The organism is Streptomyces sp. NPDC051173 (genome assembly GCF_040689515.1).
In the GTDB taxonomy this organism is placed as follows: domain Bacteria; phylum Actinomycetota; class Actinomycetes; order Streptomycetales; family Streptomycetaceae; genus Streptomyces.
The window spans coordinates 138,608-153,417 of sequence record NZ_JBFBBD010000004.1 but is presented as its reverse complement, the minus strand read 5'-3'; the positions used below and the strand labels follow the sequence as shown (position 1 = coordinate 153,417).

Sequence of the window (14,810 nt, the reverse complement as noted above, 5' to 3'; positions counted from 1 at the left end):
GGGACCCCGCCGTACGGAACCCGTCACGCGTCCTCGGACGGTGGCGGCAACGAGGAGCCGGCCGTGCCGCCGAAGCCGGAAGAGCCCAGGACCGAGACCACGCTGACGACGCGGATCCGCATCAACATCCCGGGTTCGCGCCCCATTCCGCCGGTCATCATGCGCACGCCCGTCGGTGACGAGGCGGCCGAGGGCGACAACGCCCCGGCGACGCCGGGCGCTCCGGCCGTGCCCGCGCCCGCCGCCGGCGAGCGCAAGCCCGCGCTGCCCCGCCGCCCCGAGCCGTCCGCGGCCCCGGCGCGCGCGGAGGCGGAGCGTCAGGGCGGCACGGGCGAGAAGGAGAAGACGAGCGACTGGTTCGCGCCGCGCAAGTCCGGCCCGTCCGCCCCCGGCCCCTCGACCGGCGCCAACCGGCGTACGGGCATGCAGGGCGGTGCCGTCGGCGGTGCGTCGGACGGCGGCTCGGGCGCGGCCGGTGGCTTCGGCGGAGGTTCCGCTTCCGGTGGCACCCCGAGCGGCGGCGTCCCCCGGCAGGCGCCCATGACCGGTGCTCCGGACCCTTCGACCACCGCTGCGCCCCTTTCCGGCCTTTCTCCCCTTTCTGGCCTTGCCCCCCTTTCTGATCCCTGGCCCGCCGACCCGCTGGCCACCGGCGCGAACCCCGTGATGCAGGAGCCCCCGGCCGTCGCCGCGCCCGTGGACGACTGGCCTCTCGACGCCTCCACGACGAGCGCCACGCCCTGGCAGAACGGCGGCCCGGCCGCCCCCGCGGTCCCCGCCGACGACTGGCCGGGCGGCCCCTCGACCACCGCGGCGACCCCCTGGCCGGGCGACGCCCAGGCCACGGGCGCGCCCGCCCCCGCCGACGACTGGCCGCTCGACACGTCCGCCACGGGCGCCACGCCCTGGCAGGGCAACGCCTCGGCCGCGCGTGCCGCACGCCGTTCCGGTTCGCAGGCCGACGACTGGCCGGGCGGTTCCTCGACGACCGGCGCCGTGCCGCAGCCGCCCGCGCCCGGTGGTGCGGCGCCGTGGCCCGGCGAGGCCCCCACGGCCGGGAGCCCGCAGGTCGACGACTGGCCCGGCGGTTCTTCGACGACCGGTGCCATGCCGCAGCCGCCCGTGCCGGGCGGCACCGTCGGCGGCGCGTCCACGACGGCCGGCACGCCGTGGCCCGCCGATCCCTCCACGACCGGTGCCACGCCCTGGCCCGCCGACCCCATGGCCGCAGGCGTCCCGGGCGCGAACCCGGTGGCCGGTGCCGCGCCGTGGAACGAGGCCGTGGAATCCACGCAGCAGTTCCCCGCGCCCACCATGCCCACCGTGGGCCAGAACGCCCTCGCGGACCCGTTCGCCCCCGCTCCGCCCGGCGGCGGCGCCTTCGCCGAGGGACGTACGGACACGCCCCGCGAAGGCTTCCCGCGCGTCCCGGCCCCGGCCACCGGCGCGCAGGCGGCCCCGCAGGCCCCCGCGGCCACCCAGACGCCGAAGCAGCCCAAGGGCGGCAAGGGCGGCAAGAAGGGCGGCGCCAAGGTGCCTCCGCCCGGCGGGCAGAAGGCGGCCGGCGAGACGCTCGTCAGCGGCGTGCCCGTCGTGCCCCCGCCCGCGGGCCCCGGCGCCAAGGCGCCGGTGGACAGCGGCGCGCCCCGCGTGCCCGTGCCGAAGCCGAAGGTGCCCGCGCCCGGCGCGGCGTCCTCCGAGGCCAAGAGCGCTCCGGCCAAGAGCGCTCCGGCCAAGAGCGCGCCCGCGAAGAGCGCGCCCGCGAAGAGCGCGCCCGCGAAGAGCGCCCCGAAGAAGAAGGGCCGCTCCAAGCTCGTCCTGGCCGGTGGCGCGCTCGTCGGCCTCGTCGGTGTCGCGTACGGCGCCGGGCTGCTGCTCGACCACGCCGACGTGCCGAACGGCACCACCGTGCTGGGCGTGTCCATCGGCGGCAGCTCCAAGGAGCAGGCCGTACAGAAGCTCGACTCCGCCCTCGGCGACCGCGCGACGGCGCCGCTGAAGGTGTCGATCGGCGGCAAGCAGGCGACGCTCAAGCCGGCCGTGGCCGGCCTGACCATCGACACGCAGGCCACGGTGCGGGCGGCGGCCGGGCGGGACTACAACCCGCTCACCGTCATCGGCTCCCTCGTCGGCGGCACCCGTACGGCGGAGCCCTCGATCGGCGCCGACGAGGAGAAGATCGCGGACGCCCTGAAGCGGGCCTCCGGCGAGACGGGCACCGCCAAGGAAGGCACGATCAAGTTCGAGGCGGGCAAGGCCGTGCCGGTCTACGGCCAGGCGTACCAGGGCCTGGACACCGACAAGGCCGTCGCCGCCGTCGCCCAGGCGTACCGCGACCGGGCGGCCACCGGCAAGGACAGCACGGTGGAGCTGCCCAGCGCCGGGCAGCAGCCCAAGGTGGACAAGGCCGAGGTCGACCGGGAGATGCAGAGCTTCGCGATCCCCGCCATGTCCGGCCTGGTCACCGTGCAGACCGACGCGGCGCACAAGATCCAGTTCGGCCCCGAGCGCTCGCTGCCGAAGATCCTCTCCGTGAAGGAGGTCGACGGCAAGCTCGTCGACTCCTACGACCTCGAAGCCGTCAAGGAGCTGTACGGGACGACCTTCGCGGGCGTCCGCATCCAGCGCGGTGACGGCAGCAAGACCGAGGTGACCCCGCAGGACGTCGTGGGCGCCCTGCGCAAGGCGCTCATGGGCAAGACGCCCGCCGAGCGCATCGGCGTCATCCCGCTCAACCCGAGCTGACGGACGCGCGACGGCGCAAGGCGAGCCCCCGTGCCCCACCCGGCACGGGGGCTCGCGTGCGTCCGGGGGCCGTGACCTGCCGGTTATCGGATCCATGACATCTGTCATCGGCAGCACACGACGGCTGACACTGCCGGGCGGGGCCACCGCCTGGAACCATCATGGGTATGACCACTACAGCGAGCACGTTCACGGGGGAAGGGCGCCGCACCGGCGCCCCCGTGGTCAGCTTTGAGAATGTCAGCAAGAGCTACGGCGACGTCCGGGCCGTCGCCGATCTGGATCTTCAGCTGCACGCGGGCGAGACCGTCGCCCTCCTCGGCCCCAACGGCGCGGGCAAGTCGTCGACCCTGGACCTCCTCCTCGGCCTGCGGACCCCCGACGCCGGCCGCGTGGAGCTCTTCGGCACCTCGCCGCAGGAGGCCATCGGCCAGGGCAAGGTCGGCGCGATGCTCCAGAGCGGCGGCCTGATGGAGGAGGTGAAGGTCCGCGAGCTCGTGAAGCTCGCCTGCGACCTGCACCCCCGGGCGTATCCGGTGCAGGAGGTCCTGGAGAAGGCGGACCTCACCGAGATCGCCGACCGCATGGTCAACAAGCTCTCCGGAGGCCAGGAGCAGCGGGTGCGCTTCGCCCTCGCGACCGCCGGGGCCAATGAGCTCGTCGTGCTGGACGAGCCGACCACCGGCATGGACGTCTCCGCCCGGCAGGCGTTCTGGAGCGTGATGCGGGAGCAGGCCCGGGAGGGCCGCGCGGTCCTCTTCGCCACGCACTATCTGGAGGAGGCCGACGCGATCGCCGACCGGGTGATCGTGCTCCACCGCGGGCGCGTGCTCGCCGACGGCTCGGCCGCCGAGATCAAGGCCAAGGCGGGCGCCCGGCGCATCGTCTTCGACCTGGACGGGCACATCGGCGAGGCCGCGCTGCGCGAGCTGCCGTTCCTGTCCTCCCTGGAGGTGTCCGGCCGCACCGTGCGCATCCAGTCGCACGACGCCGACGCCACGGTCCACGCCCTCTACGGCCTGGGTCTCTACCCGCGCAATCTGGAGGTCGCGGGCCTCGGCCTGGAGCAGGCCTTCATCGCCATCACCGACGCCGCGACCGCCGAGGAGGCGGCCCGATGAACACCTTGATCAAGCTGGAAATCGCGCGCACACTGCGCAACAAGAAGTTCATGTTCTTCTCCGTGCTCTACCCCGCGGGCCTGTATCTGCTGATCGCGGGCGGCGCGAGCTCCACGGAGATCGTCAAGGGCACGCACCTGACGCTGCCACTGCTGATGATGGTCTCCATGGCCTCCTTCGGCGCGATCACCGCAGTGCTCGTGGGCAACAGCGAGCGCATAGCCAAGGAGCGCGAGAAGGGCTGGGTGCGCCAGCTGCGGCTCACCGCGCTGCCCGGCCGCGGCTATGTGACGGCGAAGGTCGCCTCCGCCGCCGTGGTGTCCCTCCCGTCGATCGTGGTCGTCTTCGCCATCGCCGCGATCGTCAAGGACGTCCGGATGGACGCGGCCTGGCAGTGGTTCGCGCTGACCGGCGCGATCTGGGCGGGCAGCATCGTCTTCGCCGCCCTCGGCGTGGCGGTCGGCTATCTCGCGACCGGCGACGCCGTGCGCCCCATCACGATGATCATCTACTTCGGCCTGTCCGTGCTGGGCGGCCTGTGGATGCCGACCGCGACCTTCCCGAAGTGGCTGCAGAGCATCACGGAGTGGGTGCCCACCCACGCCTACGCCGCGCTCGGCCAGGCCATCGAGCAGGGCGACGCCCCGCACCTGAAGGACGTCTCCATCCTGTTCGCCTACCTTGTGATCTTCGCTGGTGCCGCCGCCTGGCTGTACCGCAAGGACACCCACAAGGCCTGACACACCGATGTCGTCGGCCGTGAGGAAGGAGGAGCGATGAGCGTGCTCGTACGCTGCCGGCAGTGGTGGCGTGACGTCCTCGCCGCCGACGACGTGCCCGTGGAGTACAACGGCGTCGGGTCCCGGCCCGACAGCCGCCGGCAGGCGCTGGTGAAGCTGGCCTGGGTCGGGATCTGGTTCGCCTATCTGGCGGCACCGGCCGAGGACGTCCTCGGCGACCACCACACGATGGCCGCCGACATCTTCGGCGGGGTGGGCCTGCTGGCCTTCGTCTTCTGCTACGTCGTCCTGGTGTTCCGGCAGACCTCGCGGCCGCTGGAGGACCGGGTGCTGCCGATGCTCGGCCTGCTGCTCGCGATGGCCGTCGTGCTGTCGCTGACGCTGGGCGCCGCCTGGCTCGTCCTCTTCGTCTACGTGTGCGTCGGCTGCGGCGCGGGCCTGCCGTTGAAGATCTCGCGCTTCGCGATCCTGCTGGCCCTGGGCGTGCTGATCGCCGTCGGGCTCACCACGCCGGACGCCGACTCGTTCCTGCCCGTGCTCGTCCTCCCGGCGCTGCTCGGCGGCTTCGCGATGGTCGGGGTGCGGCAGATGGCCCGTACGACGAAGGCGCTGCGCGAGGCGCGGGCCACCGTCGCCCACCTCGCCGCCAACGAGGAGCGGCTGCGGCTCGCCCGCGATCTGCACGACCTCCTCGGCCACTCGCTGTCCCTCATCACGCTCAAGAGCGAGCTGGCGGGACGGATGCTGCCGGACAAGCCCGACCAGGCCGCGCAGCAGGTCGCGGACATCGAGCGGGTCAGCCGCCAGGCACTCGTGGACGTACGGGAGGCGGTGAGCGGCTTTCGCCGCCCCACCCTGGACGCCGAGATCGCCGGAGCCCGAACCGCCCTCGCCGCGGCGGGCATCAGCGCCGATCTCGACCAGGCGGGTACCGTCCCCCATAGCCTGAACGGCATGGGAGGTGCCCCCATCCCCGATCTGCCGCCCGACGAGGAGGGCGTGCTGGCCTGGGCGCTCCGGGAGGCCGTGACCAACGTGGTGCGGCACAGCGGGGCGCGCCGCTGCGAGATCTCCCTGGCGGAGGCGGACGACGAGCTGTGCCTGACCGTCACGGACGACGGCCGGGGCCCGGGGGGCTCGCACGGCAACGGCCTCACGGGCCTGACGGAGCGGCTCGCGCTCGCGGACGGCCGCCTCGAAACGGGGCCGGGCCCCAAGGGCGGCTTCTGCCTGCGGGCTTGCGTGCCGCTCTCGCGGAGCGTGCGGGTGAGTGTGTAGCGGTGGGGTCGGGGGCCGGCGTTGTCGGTCGGGTGCGGGTCCGTTCGTCCGCACCACCGCTGCGCGGCGGCGTCCTCAAACGCCGGACGGGCTGATGGTGGCTGATACGGGCTCAAGCTCAGGCGGGCTGTGATTCCTTCCGGCCGCGGCCGGCGAAGACACGTGGGTGCGCCCCCGACGGGGGTGGGGGCGCACCCGCGGACCAGGCGGGATCACCGCGTGGCGCCGAGCGCCTACCCTGTGGCTGTGACCGAGCAGCCCTGCCCCGCCGTATCCGGCCGCACCATCAAGGTGCTCCTCGCCGAGGACCAGTCAATGGTCCGGGAAGCCCTCGCCGCGCTGCTCGGGCTGGAGGGTGACATCGAGGTCGTCTCCCAGGTCGCCCGCGGCGACGAAGTGCTCGACGCCGCGCGTGCGCACGCCCCGGACGTCGCCCTGCTCGACATCGAGATGCCCGGCATGACCGGCCTCGACGCGGCCGCGCTGCTCCGCCGCGAACTGCCCGCGCTCAAGGTCGTCATCCTCACGACCTTCGGCCGCCCCGGCTACCTGCGCCGCGCGATGGAGTCCGGCGCGGAGGCGTTCCTCGTCAAGGACGCGCCCGCCGCTCAGCTCGCCGACGCCCTGCGCAGGGTGCTGCGCGGGGAGCGGGTCATCGACCCGACCCTCGCCGCCGCCGCGCTCGCCGAGGGCGCGAACCCGCTGACCGACCGCGAGCGCGCCGTGCTCCGCGCCTCGGCCGACGGCTCGACCAACGCGGAGCTGGCGGCGGCCCTGCACCTCTCCCACGGCACCGTCCGCAACTACCTCTCCACGGCCATCCAGAAGACCGGGGCGCGCAACCGCGCCGAGGCCGTCCGCATCGCCCGGGACAAGGGCTGGCTGTAGCGGCGCGTCAAGAATCGGGCACTCTGTCGCAAGGCTGTCATACGGCCGTCGTAGGGTCCCTACGGAAGACGACGACGCGAGGGGGAGGGGAACGCCGCCGTGCACATCAAGCGCGTTCCCGACGGCGGTCGCGTCCTCACCGCCCTGCTCATCGCGGGGATCGCCGTGCTCGCCGTGCTCGACTGCGTGACCGGCACCCGGCTGCGGCTCGCCCTGATCGCGAGCGTCATGCCCCTGATCGCCGCCCGGCTCTGCTCGCTGGGCCGCACGGTCGTCGTCGCCGTGGTCTTCGCGGTGGCCCAGGCGGTGGCCCACTGCGTGATCATGCCGCGCTGGGACACGGCGGGCGTGCTCGTGGCGGTCCTCGGCGCGCTCCTCGTCGCCGGCTTCTCCGTGGCCCTGTGCGCGGCGCTGCTGGAGCGCGAGGCGGCGTACGACCGGACGCGGATGGTCGCGGACGCCGTGCAGCGCACGATACTGCGGGAGCTGCCCCTCACCGCCGGGCCGCTGCGGATCGCCGGGTTCTACATCTCCGCACAGGAGGGTGCCCGGGTCGGCGGCGACATCTACGAGGTGGTGGAGAGCCCGGCCGGGCAGCGCATCCTCATAGGTGACGTCCAGGGCAAGGGCATGCCGGCGATCGGGGCGGGGCACGCGGTGCTCACGTCGTTCCGGGAGGCGGCCTATCACGAGGCCGCGCTGGAGGCGGTCGCCGACCACATGGAGGGGGCGCTGCTGCGGCACAACAGCGCGCTGTCACTGACCGGTACGGACGAACGCTTCGTCACCGCGCTGCTGCTGGAGGTCGGTCCGCCCGGCACCACGACCCGGGTGCTGTCCTGCGGCCACATCCCGTACTACGTCATCAGCGGCGACCGGGTCGAGGAGCGGCTCCCCGAGCACTTCGGGCTGCCGCTGGGGCTGGGCCCGCTCACCGGCGTGCCGCGCCGGGCCGTCGACTCGGCGGTCTGCCGTACGGACGCCTCCTCGCCGGAGTGGCTGGTGCTGTGCACGGACGGGGTCACCGAGGCGCGCGACCCGCGGGGCCGCTTCTACCCGCTGCGCGAGCGGCTGTCCCACTGGGTCCACCTGCCGCCGGCGGAGCTCGCCCGCGCCCTCCGCGCGGACCTGGAGACCTTCACGGAGGGCGAACTCAAGGACGACGCGGCGGTCCTGATCGTCAGGGACGCGTCGGCTTGCGCCGGGCCCTGACCGCCATTTGAGGGCCGTCGTGTTCCCCCAACGGGCTTGATGCAGCTGGGGGGCGTTCGATCGCCCGGGTCCGGCGGACGCTCGCCGCAGGCGCAGCGGGACCCGCACGTGCCCACCCGGGGTCACGGAAATCAGCCTGTCCGGCGTCTGAGGACCCCGCCGCGCAGCGGTGGTGCGGAACAAGACAGCCCGCAGCCGGGCAACGAGCTCAGCCACCACCCCCCCCGGCATTCAGTTGAGCATGGCCCGCGCCGCCCGCGCCTCGCGGCGGACCGTCCGGGCCACCGTCGGCTCCAGGGCGTCGATCACCTCCGCGTACTCCTCCATCTCCCGCGCCCCGCCCACGAAGTCCCCGCGCTCCACCAGCAGCTCCGCCCGCTCGTACCGCAGCCGCGCCGGGTGGCTGGGCAGCAGCAGCGAGAGGTCGACCGCCCACAGCTGCACCTCGCTCCGCTCGGGGCGGGCCGCGGCCCAGGCGCGGATGTTGTTGAGGACGCGCAGCACGATCTCCAGCGGTTCGGCGGGGGAGAACATCGACTGCGTCAGCGGCGCCCCGGTCGCGCCCGCCACCAGCAGCCCGGCCTCGTCCTCGGACAGCTGCCGCCCGCCGTCGAAGGGGTCGGCCAGCACGTGCGGCCCGTCCGGGTCGCCGAAGCCCACGACGAAGTGGCCGGGCAGCGCCACCCCGTAGACGGGGGCCCCGGCCCGCCGGGCGACCTCCATCCACACCACGGACAGCAGGATCGGCAGCCCGCGCCGCCGCCGCAGCACCTCGTCGAGCAGCGAGGACTCCAGCCGCCGGTAGTCGGCGGGGGAGCCGCGGAACCCGCAGCGCTCCCCGAGCAGCTCCGCGAGGGCCGCGGCCCACTGCCGGGGCGCGGCGGCGCGCCCCAGCGCGGGGAGCGCCCCGGCCAGCCGGTCCAGTTCGATCTGCGCCGCGTCGACGGCGGCCTCGCCCGCCTCCGGGTCCGCCTCGGCCGAGATCAGGAGGCAGAGCAGCGCGACGTCGGGGCGTTCCTCCCGCGCCGCCTCCGCGAACCGCCGCCGGCCAGTGGTGTCGTCGGTGTCATCCATAGGTCCTCGTACCCGCTCGGGGCGGTGGGGGGAAAACACCCACCGCCGGTGTCCATGGTGCGCCCGTGACGCCTACCCCTGCGGCGCGCGACGGTAGTGGTACGCGTGGTGCGTGGTGAAACCGAGCCCGTCGTAGAGCGAGCCCGCGCCGCCGTTGTCCGTCATCACCTGGAGGTACGCCGCCGAGGCGCCCTCGCTCAGCGCCCGCTCGGCCAGCGCGGCCACGACCAGGGTCCCCAGGCCCTCCCGGCGCCGGGCCGGGTCCACGTCCAGCCCGGAGAACCCCGCCCACCGGCCGTCGACGACACAGCGGCCGATGGCCGCGGGCCGCTCCTCGCCCGGCACGGTCGCGAACCACACCGAGGGCCCGCCCGTCAGCACCGCCAGCGTGTCGGCGACGGACGCGGACGTGCGCCCGTACGCCCGCAGCCACGCCTCGTCCGGCTCCCGGGAGAGCAGCACCCGGCCGGTGTCGGCGGTGGTGTCGGCGAGGGGGGCCAGGGCGGCCGTGCGCACCACGGCATGCCGTTCGGCCGTCCAGCCGTGCCGCGCCAGCTCCGCGTCCAGCCGCTCGTCCTCGGCCGGATCGCCGGTGGTGACCTGCACGACGGCGGGCAGGCCGCGCTCCTCGTACCAGGCGACGACGCGCTCCACGGCCCGCGGCAGCGGCATCCCGCAATCGCCCAGGGGCAGCACCGAGTTGGCCCGGGAGGTGAAACCGCCCGCGGCCCGCAGCGTCCAGCCGCCCAGCGCCGCCGTCTCCCGCGCGGGCCAGCCGCGCGCCGCGATCTCCTGGAGCTCCCGCACCGTCGTGGCCGGGCCCCGCCTGCGCGCCGGAGCGGCCGGGATCACCTTGCCCGCGACGATCGAGGACTCCTCGATCACCACCGTCTCACCGGTCCGCCGTGTGATCCGCAGCACACCTCCGTCCCAGGAGTCGAGCACCCCGACGGTGTCCGTGAACCGCTCGGGGGACCGTCCGGGGTCGTTCAGCCGTCGGACAGATACCCTTTTTCCCACATCGGCGGTACTGATCCGGACTTCCAGCCGTCCGCCCGTGGTGAATTCCACAGCTCTCCTCGCCCCTCTTGTTCGTCAAGTGCCCGGGAACGGAGATACTAGGTGTGGGCATCGACGACGCCGCGCTCCCGCGCGAGATGAGCCCTACCGAGGAGGAACGACAGCGTGACCTACGTCATCGCGCAGCCTTGTGTCGACGTGAAGGACAAGGCGTGCATCGAGGAGTGCCCCGTCGACTGCATCTACGAGGGCTCCCGGTCCTTGTATATCCACCCGGACGAATGCGTCGACTGTGGTGCCTGTGAACCGGTCTGCCCGGTCGAAGCGATTTTCTACGAGGACGACACTCCCGAGGAGTGGAAGGACTACTACAAGGCGAACGTCGAGTTCTTCGACGAGCTCGGCTCGCCCGGTGGTGCCTCCAAGCTCGGTCTGATCGAGCGTGACCACCCCTTCATCGCCGCGCTGCCGGCGGACATCAACCCCGAGCACTGATTCTCGCGGCAGCCACCACGGCCCCGTACGGCCCTCGCGCCGTGCGGGGCCGCGGCATTTGACACCGAGCACCTATCGCAAGAGAGCGAGCGAGCACCCGTGGGCGCAGTCTCTTCCCGTCTCCCCGCCTTTCCGTGGGACCGGCTCGACCCGTACAAGGCGACGGCCGCCGCCCACCCCGACGGCATCGTCGACCTGTCGGTCGGCACCCCCGTGGACCCCGTGCCCGAGCTGATCCAGCGGGCCCTGACCGACGCCGCCGACAGCCCCGGCTATCCCACGGTGTGGGGCACGGCCGCGCTGCGCGACGCGCTCACCGGCTGGGTGGAGCGCCGCCTGGGCGCCCGGGACGTGACGCACGCCAACGTCCTGCCCGTCGTCGGCTCCAAGGAGCTGGTGGCCTGGCTGCCGACGCAGCTCGGGCTCACCGCGGGCGACAAGGTCGCCTACCCGCGGCTCGCCTACCCCACCTACGAGGTCGGCGCGCGGCTCGCGGGCGCCGAGCCCGTCGTCTACGACGACCCGTGGGACCTCGACCCGGCCGGCGTGAAGCTGCTGTGGCTCAATTCCCCGTCGAACCCCACCGGCCGCGTCCTCACCGCCGACGAGCTGCGCCGGGCGGTCGCCTGGGCGCGCGAGCACGGCGTGCTGCTCTTCAGCGACGAGTGCTATCTGGAGCTGGGCTGGGAGGCCGACCCGGTCTCGGTGCTGCACCCGGAGGTGTGCGGCGGTTCGTACGAGGGGATCGTCGCCGTCCACTCGCTCTCCAAGCGTTCCAACCTGGCCGGCTACCGCGCCGCGTTCCTCGCGGGTGACGCCGCGGTCCTCGGGGAGCTGCTCCAGATCCGCAAGCACGGCGGCATGATGGTCGCCGCCCCCGTCCAGGCGGCGACCGTCGCCGCCCTGGGGGACACCGCGCACGTCGCCGAGCAGCGCGAGCGCTACGCGCGCCGGCGCGAAGCCCTGCGCGCCGCGCTCGAGCGCGCGGGCTTCCGGATCGAGCACAGCGAGGCGTCGCTGTACCTGTGGGCCACGCGCGACGAGCCGTGCTGGGACACGGTGGCGGACCTCTCCAAGCGGGGCATCCTGGTCGCGCCGGGCGACTTCTACGGCGTGGCGGGCGAGCGCTTCGTCCGCGTAGCGTTCACGGCCACGGACGAGCGCGTGGCCGAGGCGGTACGGCGACTGTCCGCCTGACCTGGAAGGGGGACGTCCGGTGGGCTGCGAATTCAGCCCGTCCGGCGTTTGAGGACACGCCCGAAGGGCGTTCTCGCCGAAGGCGCGGCGGACCCGCGCCCAAAAACATAAACGAGAGGGCCCGGGAACCACTCCCGGGCCCTCTCGGTGTCGAACGACCGATCAGTGGCCGAGCGGCAGGCCACCGGTCGGCAGGCCACCGCCGGTCTTCGTCGCGGTCTCCGCCGCGCCGCCCACGACGCCGGCCGCCGAGCCGCCGAGGTCGCCCGCCACCTTCTGCGCGGCCGGGGTGGTGCTCTGGGCGGTCTTGCCGAGCGTGTCCGTGGTGCCCGGGGCGGCGGTGTCGACGGCCTTGTGACCGACCTCGGCCGTCGCGACACCGGCCTTGTGGGAGGTGGCCGCGATGTTGTTGCCCAGGCTCGCGCCGTCCACCGCGCTCAGGCCGCCCAGCTCGGGGGCCTTGAAGTCCGCGGCGCTGGCTGCTCCTGCCGCGCCGATGACGGGTGCGGCACCGGCGGCGACCAGCAGGGCTACCCGGGCGATCCGACGCGAAAGGGGGAGGGACATGATGCTCCTTTTGGCGGAGTTGGAGAACGTTGGCTGTCCGGCGAGCGGACGCAGTGACTACCGCGTGAGAGCCTCGAAGGTTGCGGTGCCCGAAGGTAAAGCCTTGGCAATGCGTCGCATTATCGGTTTCGGGAAATCCCGGGCAAAACACGCAGGGCGCGACGTTGTCCTAAAGGCGTACAAGCCTTTAGTCGCAAGGAAGTTGAGAGAAGCCGGACGGGCTTCGCGGGGCATGCCGGATTTCCGCCCGTCCCTCGGGCGGATACCCCGCAGGAGGGGATGCTCGTACTACTGAACGGTGGTGATCCGGACCTCGGACGACGGGGAGGCCGCGGCGTCCTTCGTCGCGCGCCAGCCGTCACGGGAGTCCTCGGCCGTCCACTCCCGGCCGGCGAAGTCGATGCGCTCGATCCGCAGTTCGGAAGCGTGGGCCACGGCCCACGACGCCAGCTGCCAGCCCCGCCGCGTGGGAGCGTCGTCCGGCGCGTCCGTCGGTGACGTCGCGGGCACCGTCACGGTGCGGGCCGCCGCGCCCGCCGCGCCGTCGGTGCCCCCGCCCCCGGTGCCGCCCATCGTCGGCAGCACCGTCGAGCCGAACTCGTGCCGCAGCTTCGTCCGTACCGCCGACGGGTCCCCGTGCTGACCGTCCGCCGGGCTCGTCGTGCAGCTGAAGGCGGCCTCCGCCCGGCCCGTCAGGCCCGACGCCAGCAGCGAGGCGTCCGGCTCGTGCTTGGCGTACGCCTGCGGGAAGCCGCTGCGCTGCACCTTCTGCGCGGCCACCGTCAGCGGCAGCCGCGAATAGCCGGGCACCTGCACGAGGTGGTCGTAGAACTTCCCCGCCGCGTACACCGGGTCGGTGATCTGCTCCGCCGTGCCCCAGCCCTGCGTCGGGCGCTGCTGGAACAGACCCAGCGAATCGCGGTCGCCGTGGTGGATGTTGCGCAGCCCCGACTCCTGCATGGCCGTCGCCAGCGCGATCGTCACCGCGCGCTCCGGCAGCCCGCGGGCGGCGCCCACGGCCGAGATGGTCGCGGCGTTCACGGCCTGCTCGGGCGCCATCGCGTACGACGCGCCGTTGGCCCGCACGGTGCAGCGGGGGGCGCCGGGGCCGCCCGTCACCAGCTGGGCCACGCCGTAACCGATCAGCGCCAACAGCACGGCGCAGGCGGCCACGATGCGCAGCAGGCGACCACGGCGGGTGACGGAGATCCGGGACATGCGGCAAACGTTACTGGAGAGATATGAGAATCATGAGGGCCGTGCCCCCGGCCGGAGTCCGGGGCCCCGCGCACGGGATCCGCCGGGCTCTTCCGGCCGGGGCCGGGCCCCTGCGGGCCGGGTTAGAGTCGCGGGCATGGATGACGCCGTACTCGACCTGTCCCTCGACGCCGCCGCCCTCACCGCCCGGCTCGTCGACATCCCCTCGGAGAGCGGGGACGAGAAGACGCTCGCCGACGCCGTGGAGAGCGCGCTGCGGGAGCTGCCGCACCTGACCGTCGACCGGTACGGCAACAACGTCGTCGCCCGCACGAACCTGGGCCGTGCCGAGCGCGTGGTGCTCGCCGGGCACATCGACACCGTGCCCATCGCCGACAACGTCCCCTCGCACACGGACGACGACGGCTACCTGTGGGGCTGCGGCACCAGTGACATGAAGTCCGGCGTCGCGGTGCAGCTGCGCATCGCCGCGACCGTCCCCGCGCCCAACCGCGACCTGACGTTCGTCTTCTACGACAACGAGGAGGTCGCCGCCCACCTCAACGGCCTCGGCCACGTCGCCGCGGCCCACCCCGACTGGCTCACCGCCGACTTCGCCGTGCTGCTGGAGCCGACCGACGGCCAGGTCGAGGGCGGCTGTCAGGGCACGCTGCGGGTCCTGCTGCGCACGGAGGGCGAGCGCGCCCACTCGGCGCGCAGCTGGATGGGCAGCAACGCCGTCCACGCGGCGGCCCCGATCCTCGCCCGGCTCGCCGCCTACGAGCCGCGCCGGCCGGTCATCGACGGCCTGGAGTTCCACGAGGGGCTCAACGCCGTACGGATCGAGGGCGGCGTCGCGGGCAACGTCATCCCCGACGCCTGCACGGTCACCGTCAACTTCCGCTACGCCCCCGACCGCACCCAGGAGGAGGCGCTGGCGCACGTCCGGGAGGTCTTCGAGGGCTGCGGCGTCGCCGCGTTCGTCGTCGACGACCACTCGCCCGGCGCGCTGCCCGGTCTCTCCCACCCGGCCGCCGCGGCCTTCATCGAGGCCGTCGGGGGAACGCCGAAGCCCAAGTTCGGCTGGACGGACGTCTCGCGCTTCTCGGCGCTCGGCGTGCCCGCCGTCAACTACGGCCCCGGCGACCCGATGGTCGCGCACAAGCGGGACGAGCGGGTGCGCGCCGCACTGATCCCGGAGTGCGAGGAGCGGCTGCGCGCCTGGCTCACCTCCTGACGGGCCCGCCCGCGGCGCCGTGTGGGCCTACGCTGAACA

At 73.7% G+C, this 14,810-nt stretch carries 13 protein-coding genes; 9 read left to right on the top strand and 4 right to left on the bottom strand.

The annotated features are described in order from the left end of the window. Positions 1 to 63 precede the first annotated feature (63 nt). From AB0435_RS04385 to AB0435_RS04360, 6 genes are all read left to right on the top strand, one after another. The gene (locus AB0435_RS04385) at positions 64 to 2,745 is read left to right on the top strand and encodes a hypothetical protein (protein WP_366426167.1); all 2,682 of its coding nucleotides are present in this window, start codon (positions 64 to 66) and stop codon (positions 2,743 to 2,745) included. Between the two features lie 167 nt (positions 2,746 to 2,912). Further along, entirely contained in the window at positions 2,913 to 3,866 is a 954-nt protein-coding gene (locus tag AB0435_RS04380; protein ID WP_366002805.1) for an ABC transporter ATP-binding protein, read from the top strand. Further along, the gene (locus tag AB0435_RS04375) at positions 3,863 to 4,606 is read left to right on the top strand and encodes an ABC transporter permease (protein ID WP_366002804.1); all 744 of its coding nucleotides are present in this window, start codon (positions 3,863 to 3,865) and stop codon (positions 4,604 to 4,606) included. Before AB0435_RS04380 ends, AB0435_RS04375 begins: the two co-directional genes overlap by 4 nt. Before the next feature lie 36 nt (positions 4,607 to 4,642). Then, positions 4,643 to 5,884: a sensor histidine kinase gene (locus AB0435_RS04370; RefSeq protein ID WP_366426166.1), complete on the top strand. Its 1,242-nt coding sequence runs from the start codon at positions 4,643 to 4,645 to the stop codon at positions 5,882 to 5,884. Between the two features lie 246 nt (positions 5,885 to 6,130). After that, complete coding sequence (locus AB0435_RS04365) at positions 6,131 to 6,772, top strand: response regulator transcription factor (RefSeq protein ID WP_366002802.1); 642 nt, start codon at positions 6,131 to 6,133, stop codon at positions 6,770 to 6,772. Positions 6,773 to 6,871: 99 nt separating this feature from the next. Continuing rightward, positions 6,872 to 7,984 carry a PP2C family protein-serine/threonine phosphatase gene (locus AB0435_RS04360; RefSeq protein ID WP_366002801.1) on the top strand — a complete coding sequence of 371 codons (1,113 nt, stop codon included), beginning with the start codon at positions 6,872 to 6,874 and terminating at the stop codon, positions 7,982 to 7,984. Positions 7,985 to 8,215: 231 nt separating this feature from the next. Here AB0435_RS04360 and AB0435_RS04355 read toward each other — a convergent pair whose 3' ends face one another. Together AB0435_RS04355 and AB0435_RS04350 are read right to left on the bottom strand one after the other, a co-directional pair. Continuing rightward, positions 8,216 to 9,058, bottom strand: coding sequence for a transglutaminase-like domain-containing protein (locus AB0435_RS04355; RefSeq protein ID WP_366426165.1), 843 nt, complete (start codon positions 9,056 to 9,058; stop codon positions 8,216 to 8,218). A 72-nt stretch (positions 9,059 to 9,130) separates the two neighbouring features. Next, positions 9,131 to 10,129: a GNAT family N-acetyltransferase gene (locus AB0435_RS04350; protein ID WP_366002799.1), complete on the bottom strand. Its 999-nt coding sequence runs from the start codon at positions 10,127 to 10,129 to the stop codon at positions 9,131 to 9,133. 114 nt (positions 10,130 to 10,243) lie between these two features. On the opposite strand from AB0435_RS04350, the gene fdxA reads away from it, so the two are divergent. Beyond that, positions 10,244 to 10,573, top strand: coding sequence for a ferredoxin (gene fdxA, locus AB0435_RS04345; RefSeq protein WP_030366150.1), 330 nt, complete (start codon positions 10,244 to 10,246; stop codon positions 10,571 to 10,573). Between the two features lie 99 nt (positions 10,574 to 10,672). Next, on the top strand, positions 10,673 to 11,770 hold the full coding sequence (gene dapC / locus AB0435_RS04340) for a succinyldiaminopimelate transaminase (protein ID WP_366002797.1): 1,098 nt from the start codon (positions 10,673 to 10,675) through the stop codon (positions 11,768 to 11,770). Positions 11,771 to 11,932: 162 nt separating this feature from the next. On the opposite strand, the gene AB0435_RS04335 is transcribed toward dapC, so the two are convergent. Together AB0435_RS04335 and AB0435_RS04330 are read right to left on the bottom strand one after the other, a co-directional pair. Further along, the gene (locus AB0435_RS04335; protein WP_366002796.1) at positions 11,933 to 12,337 is read right to left on the bottom strand and encodes an ATP-binding protein; all 405 of its coding nucleotides are present in this window, start codon (positions 12,335 to 12,337) and stop codon (positions 11,933 to 11,935) included. 288 nt (positions 12,338 to 12,625) lie between these two features. Then, positions 12,626 to 13,555: a hypothetical protein gene (locus AB0435_RS04330; RefSeq protein WP_366002795.1), complete on the bottom strand. Its 930-nt coding sequence runs from the start codon at positions 13,553 to 13,555 to the stop codon at positions 12,626 to 12,628. 136 nt (positions 13,556 to 13,691) lie between these two features. On the opposite strand from AB0435_RS04330, the gene dapE reads away from it, so the two are divergent. Then, positions 13,692 to 14,771 (top strand): succinyl-diaminopimelate desuccinylase, encoded by a 1,080-nt coding sequence (dapE, locus tag AB0435_RS04325; protein WP_366426164.1) that lies wholly within the window; start codon positions 13,692 to 13,694, stop codon positions 14,769 to 14,771. Positions 14,772 to 14,810 lie beyond the last annotated feature (39 nt).

What these genes read in the sequence shown, in the direction of transcription:
- AB0435_RS04380 (WP_366002805.1), top strand. Translation starts at nt 2,913, where the DNA reads ATGACCACTACAGCGAGCACGTTCACGGGGGAAGGGCGCCGCACCGGC.
- AB0435_RS04375 (WP_366002804.1), top strand. Translation starts at nt 3,863, where the DNA reads ATGAACACCTTGATCAAGCTGGAAATCGCGCGCACACTGCGCAACAAG.
- AB0435_RS04370 (WP_366426166.1), top strand. Translation starts at nt 4,643, where the DNA reads ATGAGCGTGCTCGTACGCTGCCGGCAGTGGTGGCGTGACGTCCTCGCC.
- AB0435_RS04355 (WP_366426165.1), bottom strand. Translation starts at nt 9,058, where the DNA reads ATGGATGACACCGACGACACCACTGGCCGGCGGCGGTTCGCGGAGGCG.
- AB0435_RS04335 (WP_366002796.1), bottom strand. Translation starts at nt 12,337, where the DNA reads ATGTCCCTCCCCCTTTCGCGTCGGATCGCCCGGGTAGCCCTGCTGGTC.
- AB0435_RS04330 (WP_366002795.1), bottom strand. Translation starts at nt 13,555, where the DNA reads ATGTCCCGGATCTCCGTCACCCGCCGTGGTCGCCTGCTGCGCATCGTG.
- dapE (WP_366426164.1), top strand. Translation starts at nt 13,692, where the DNA reads ATGGATGACGCCGTACTCGACCTGTCCCTCGACGCCGCCGCCCTCACC.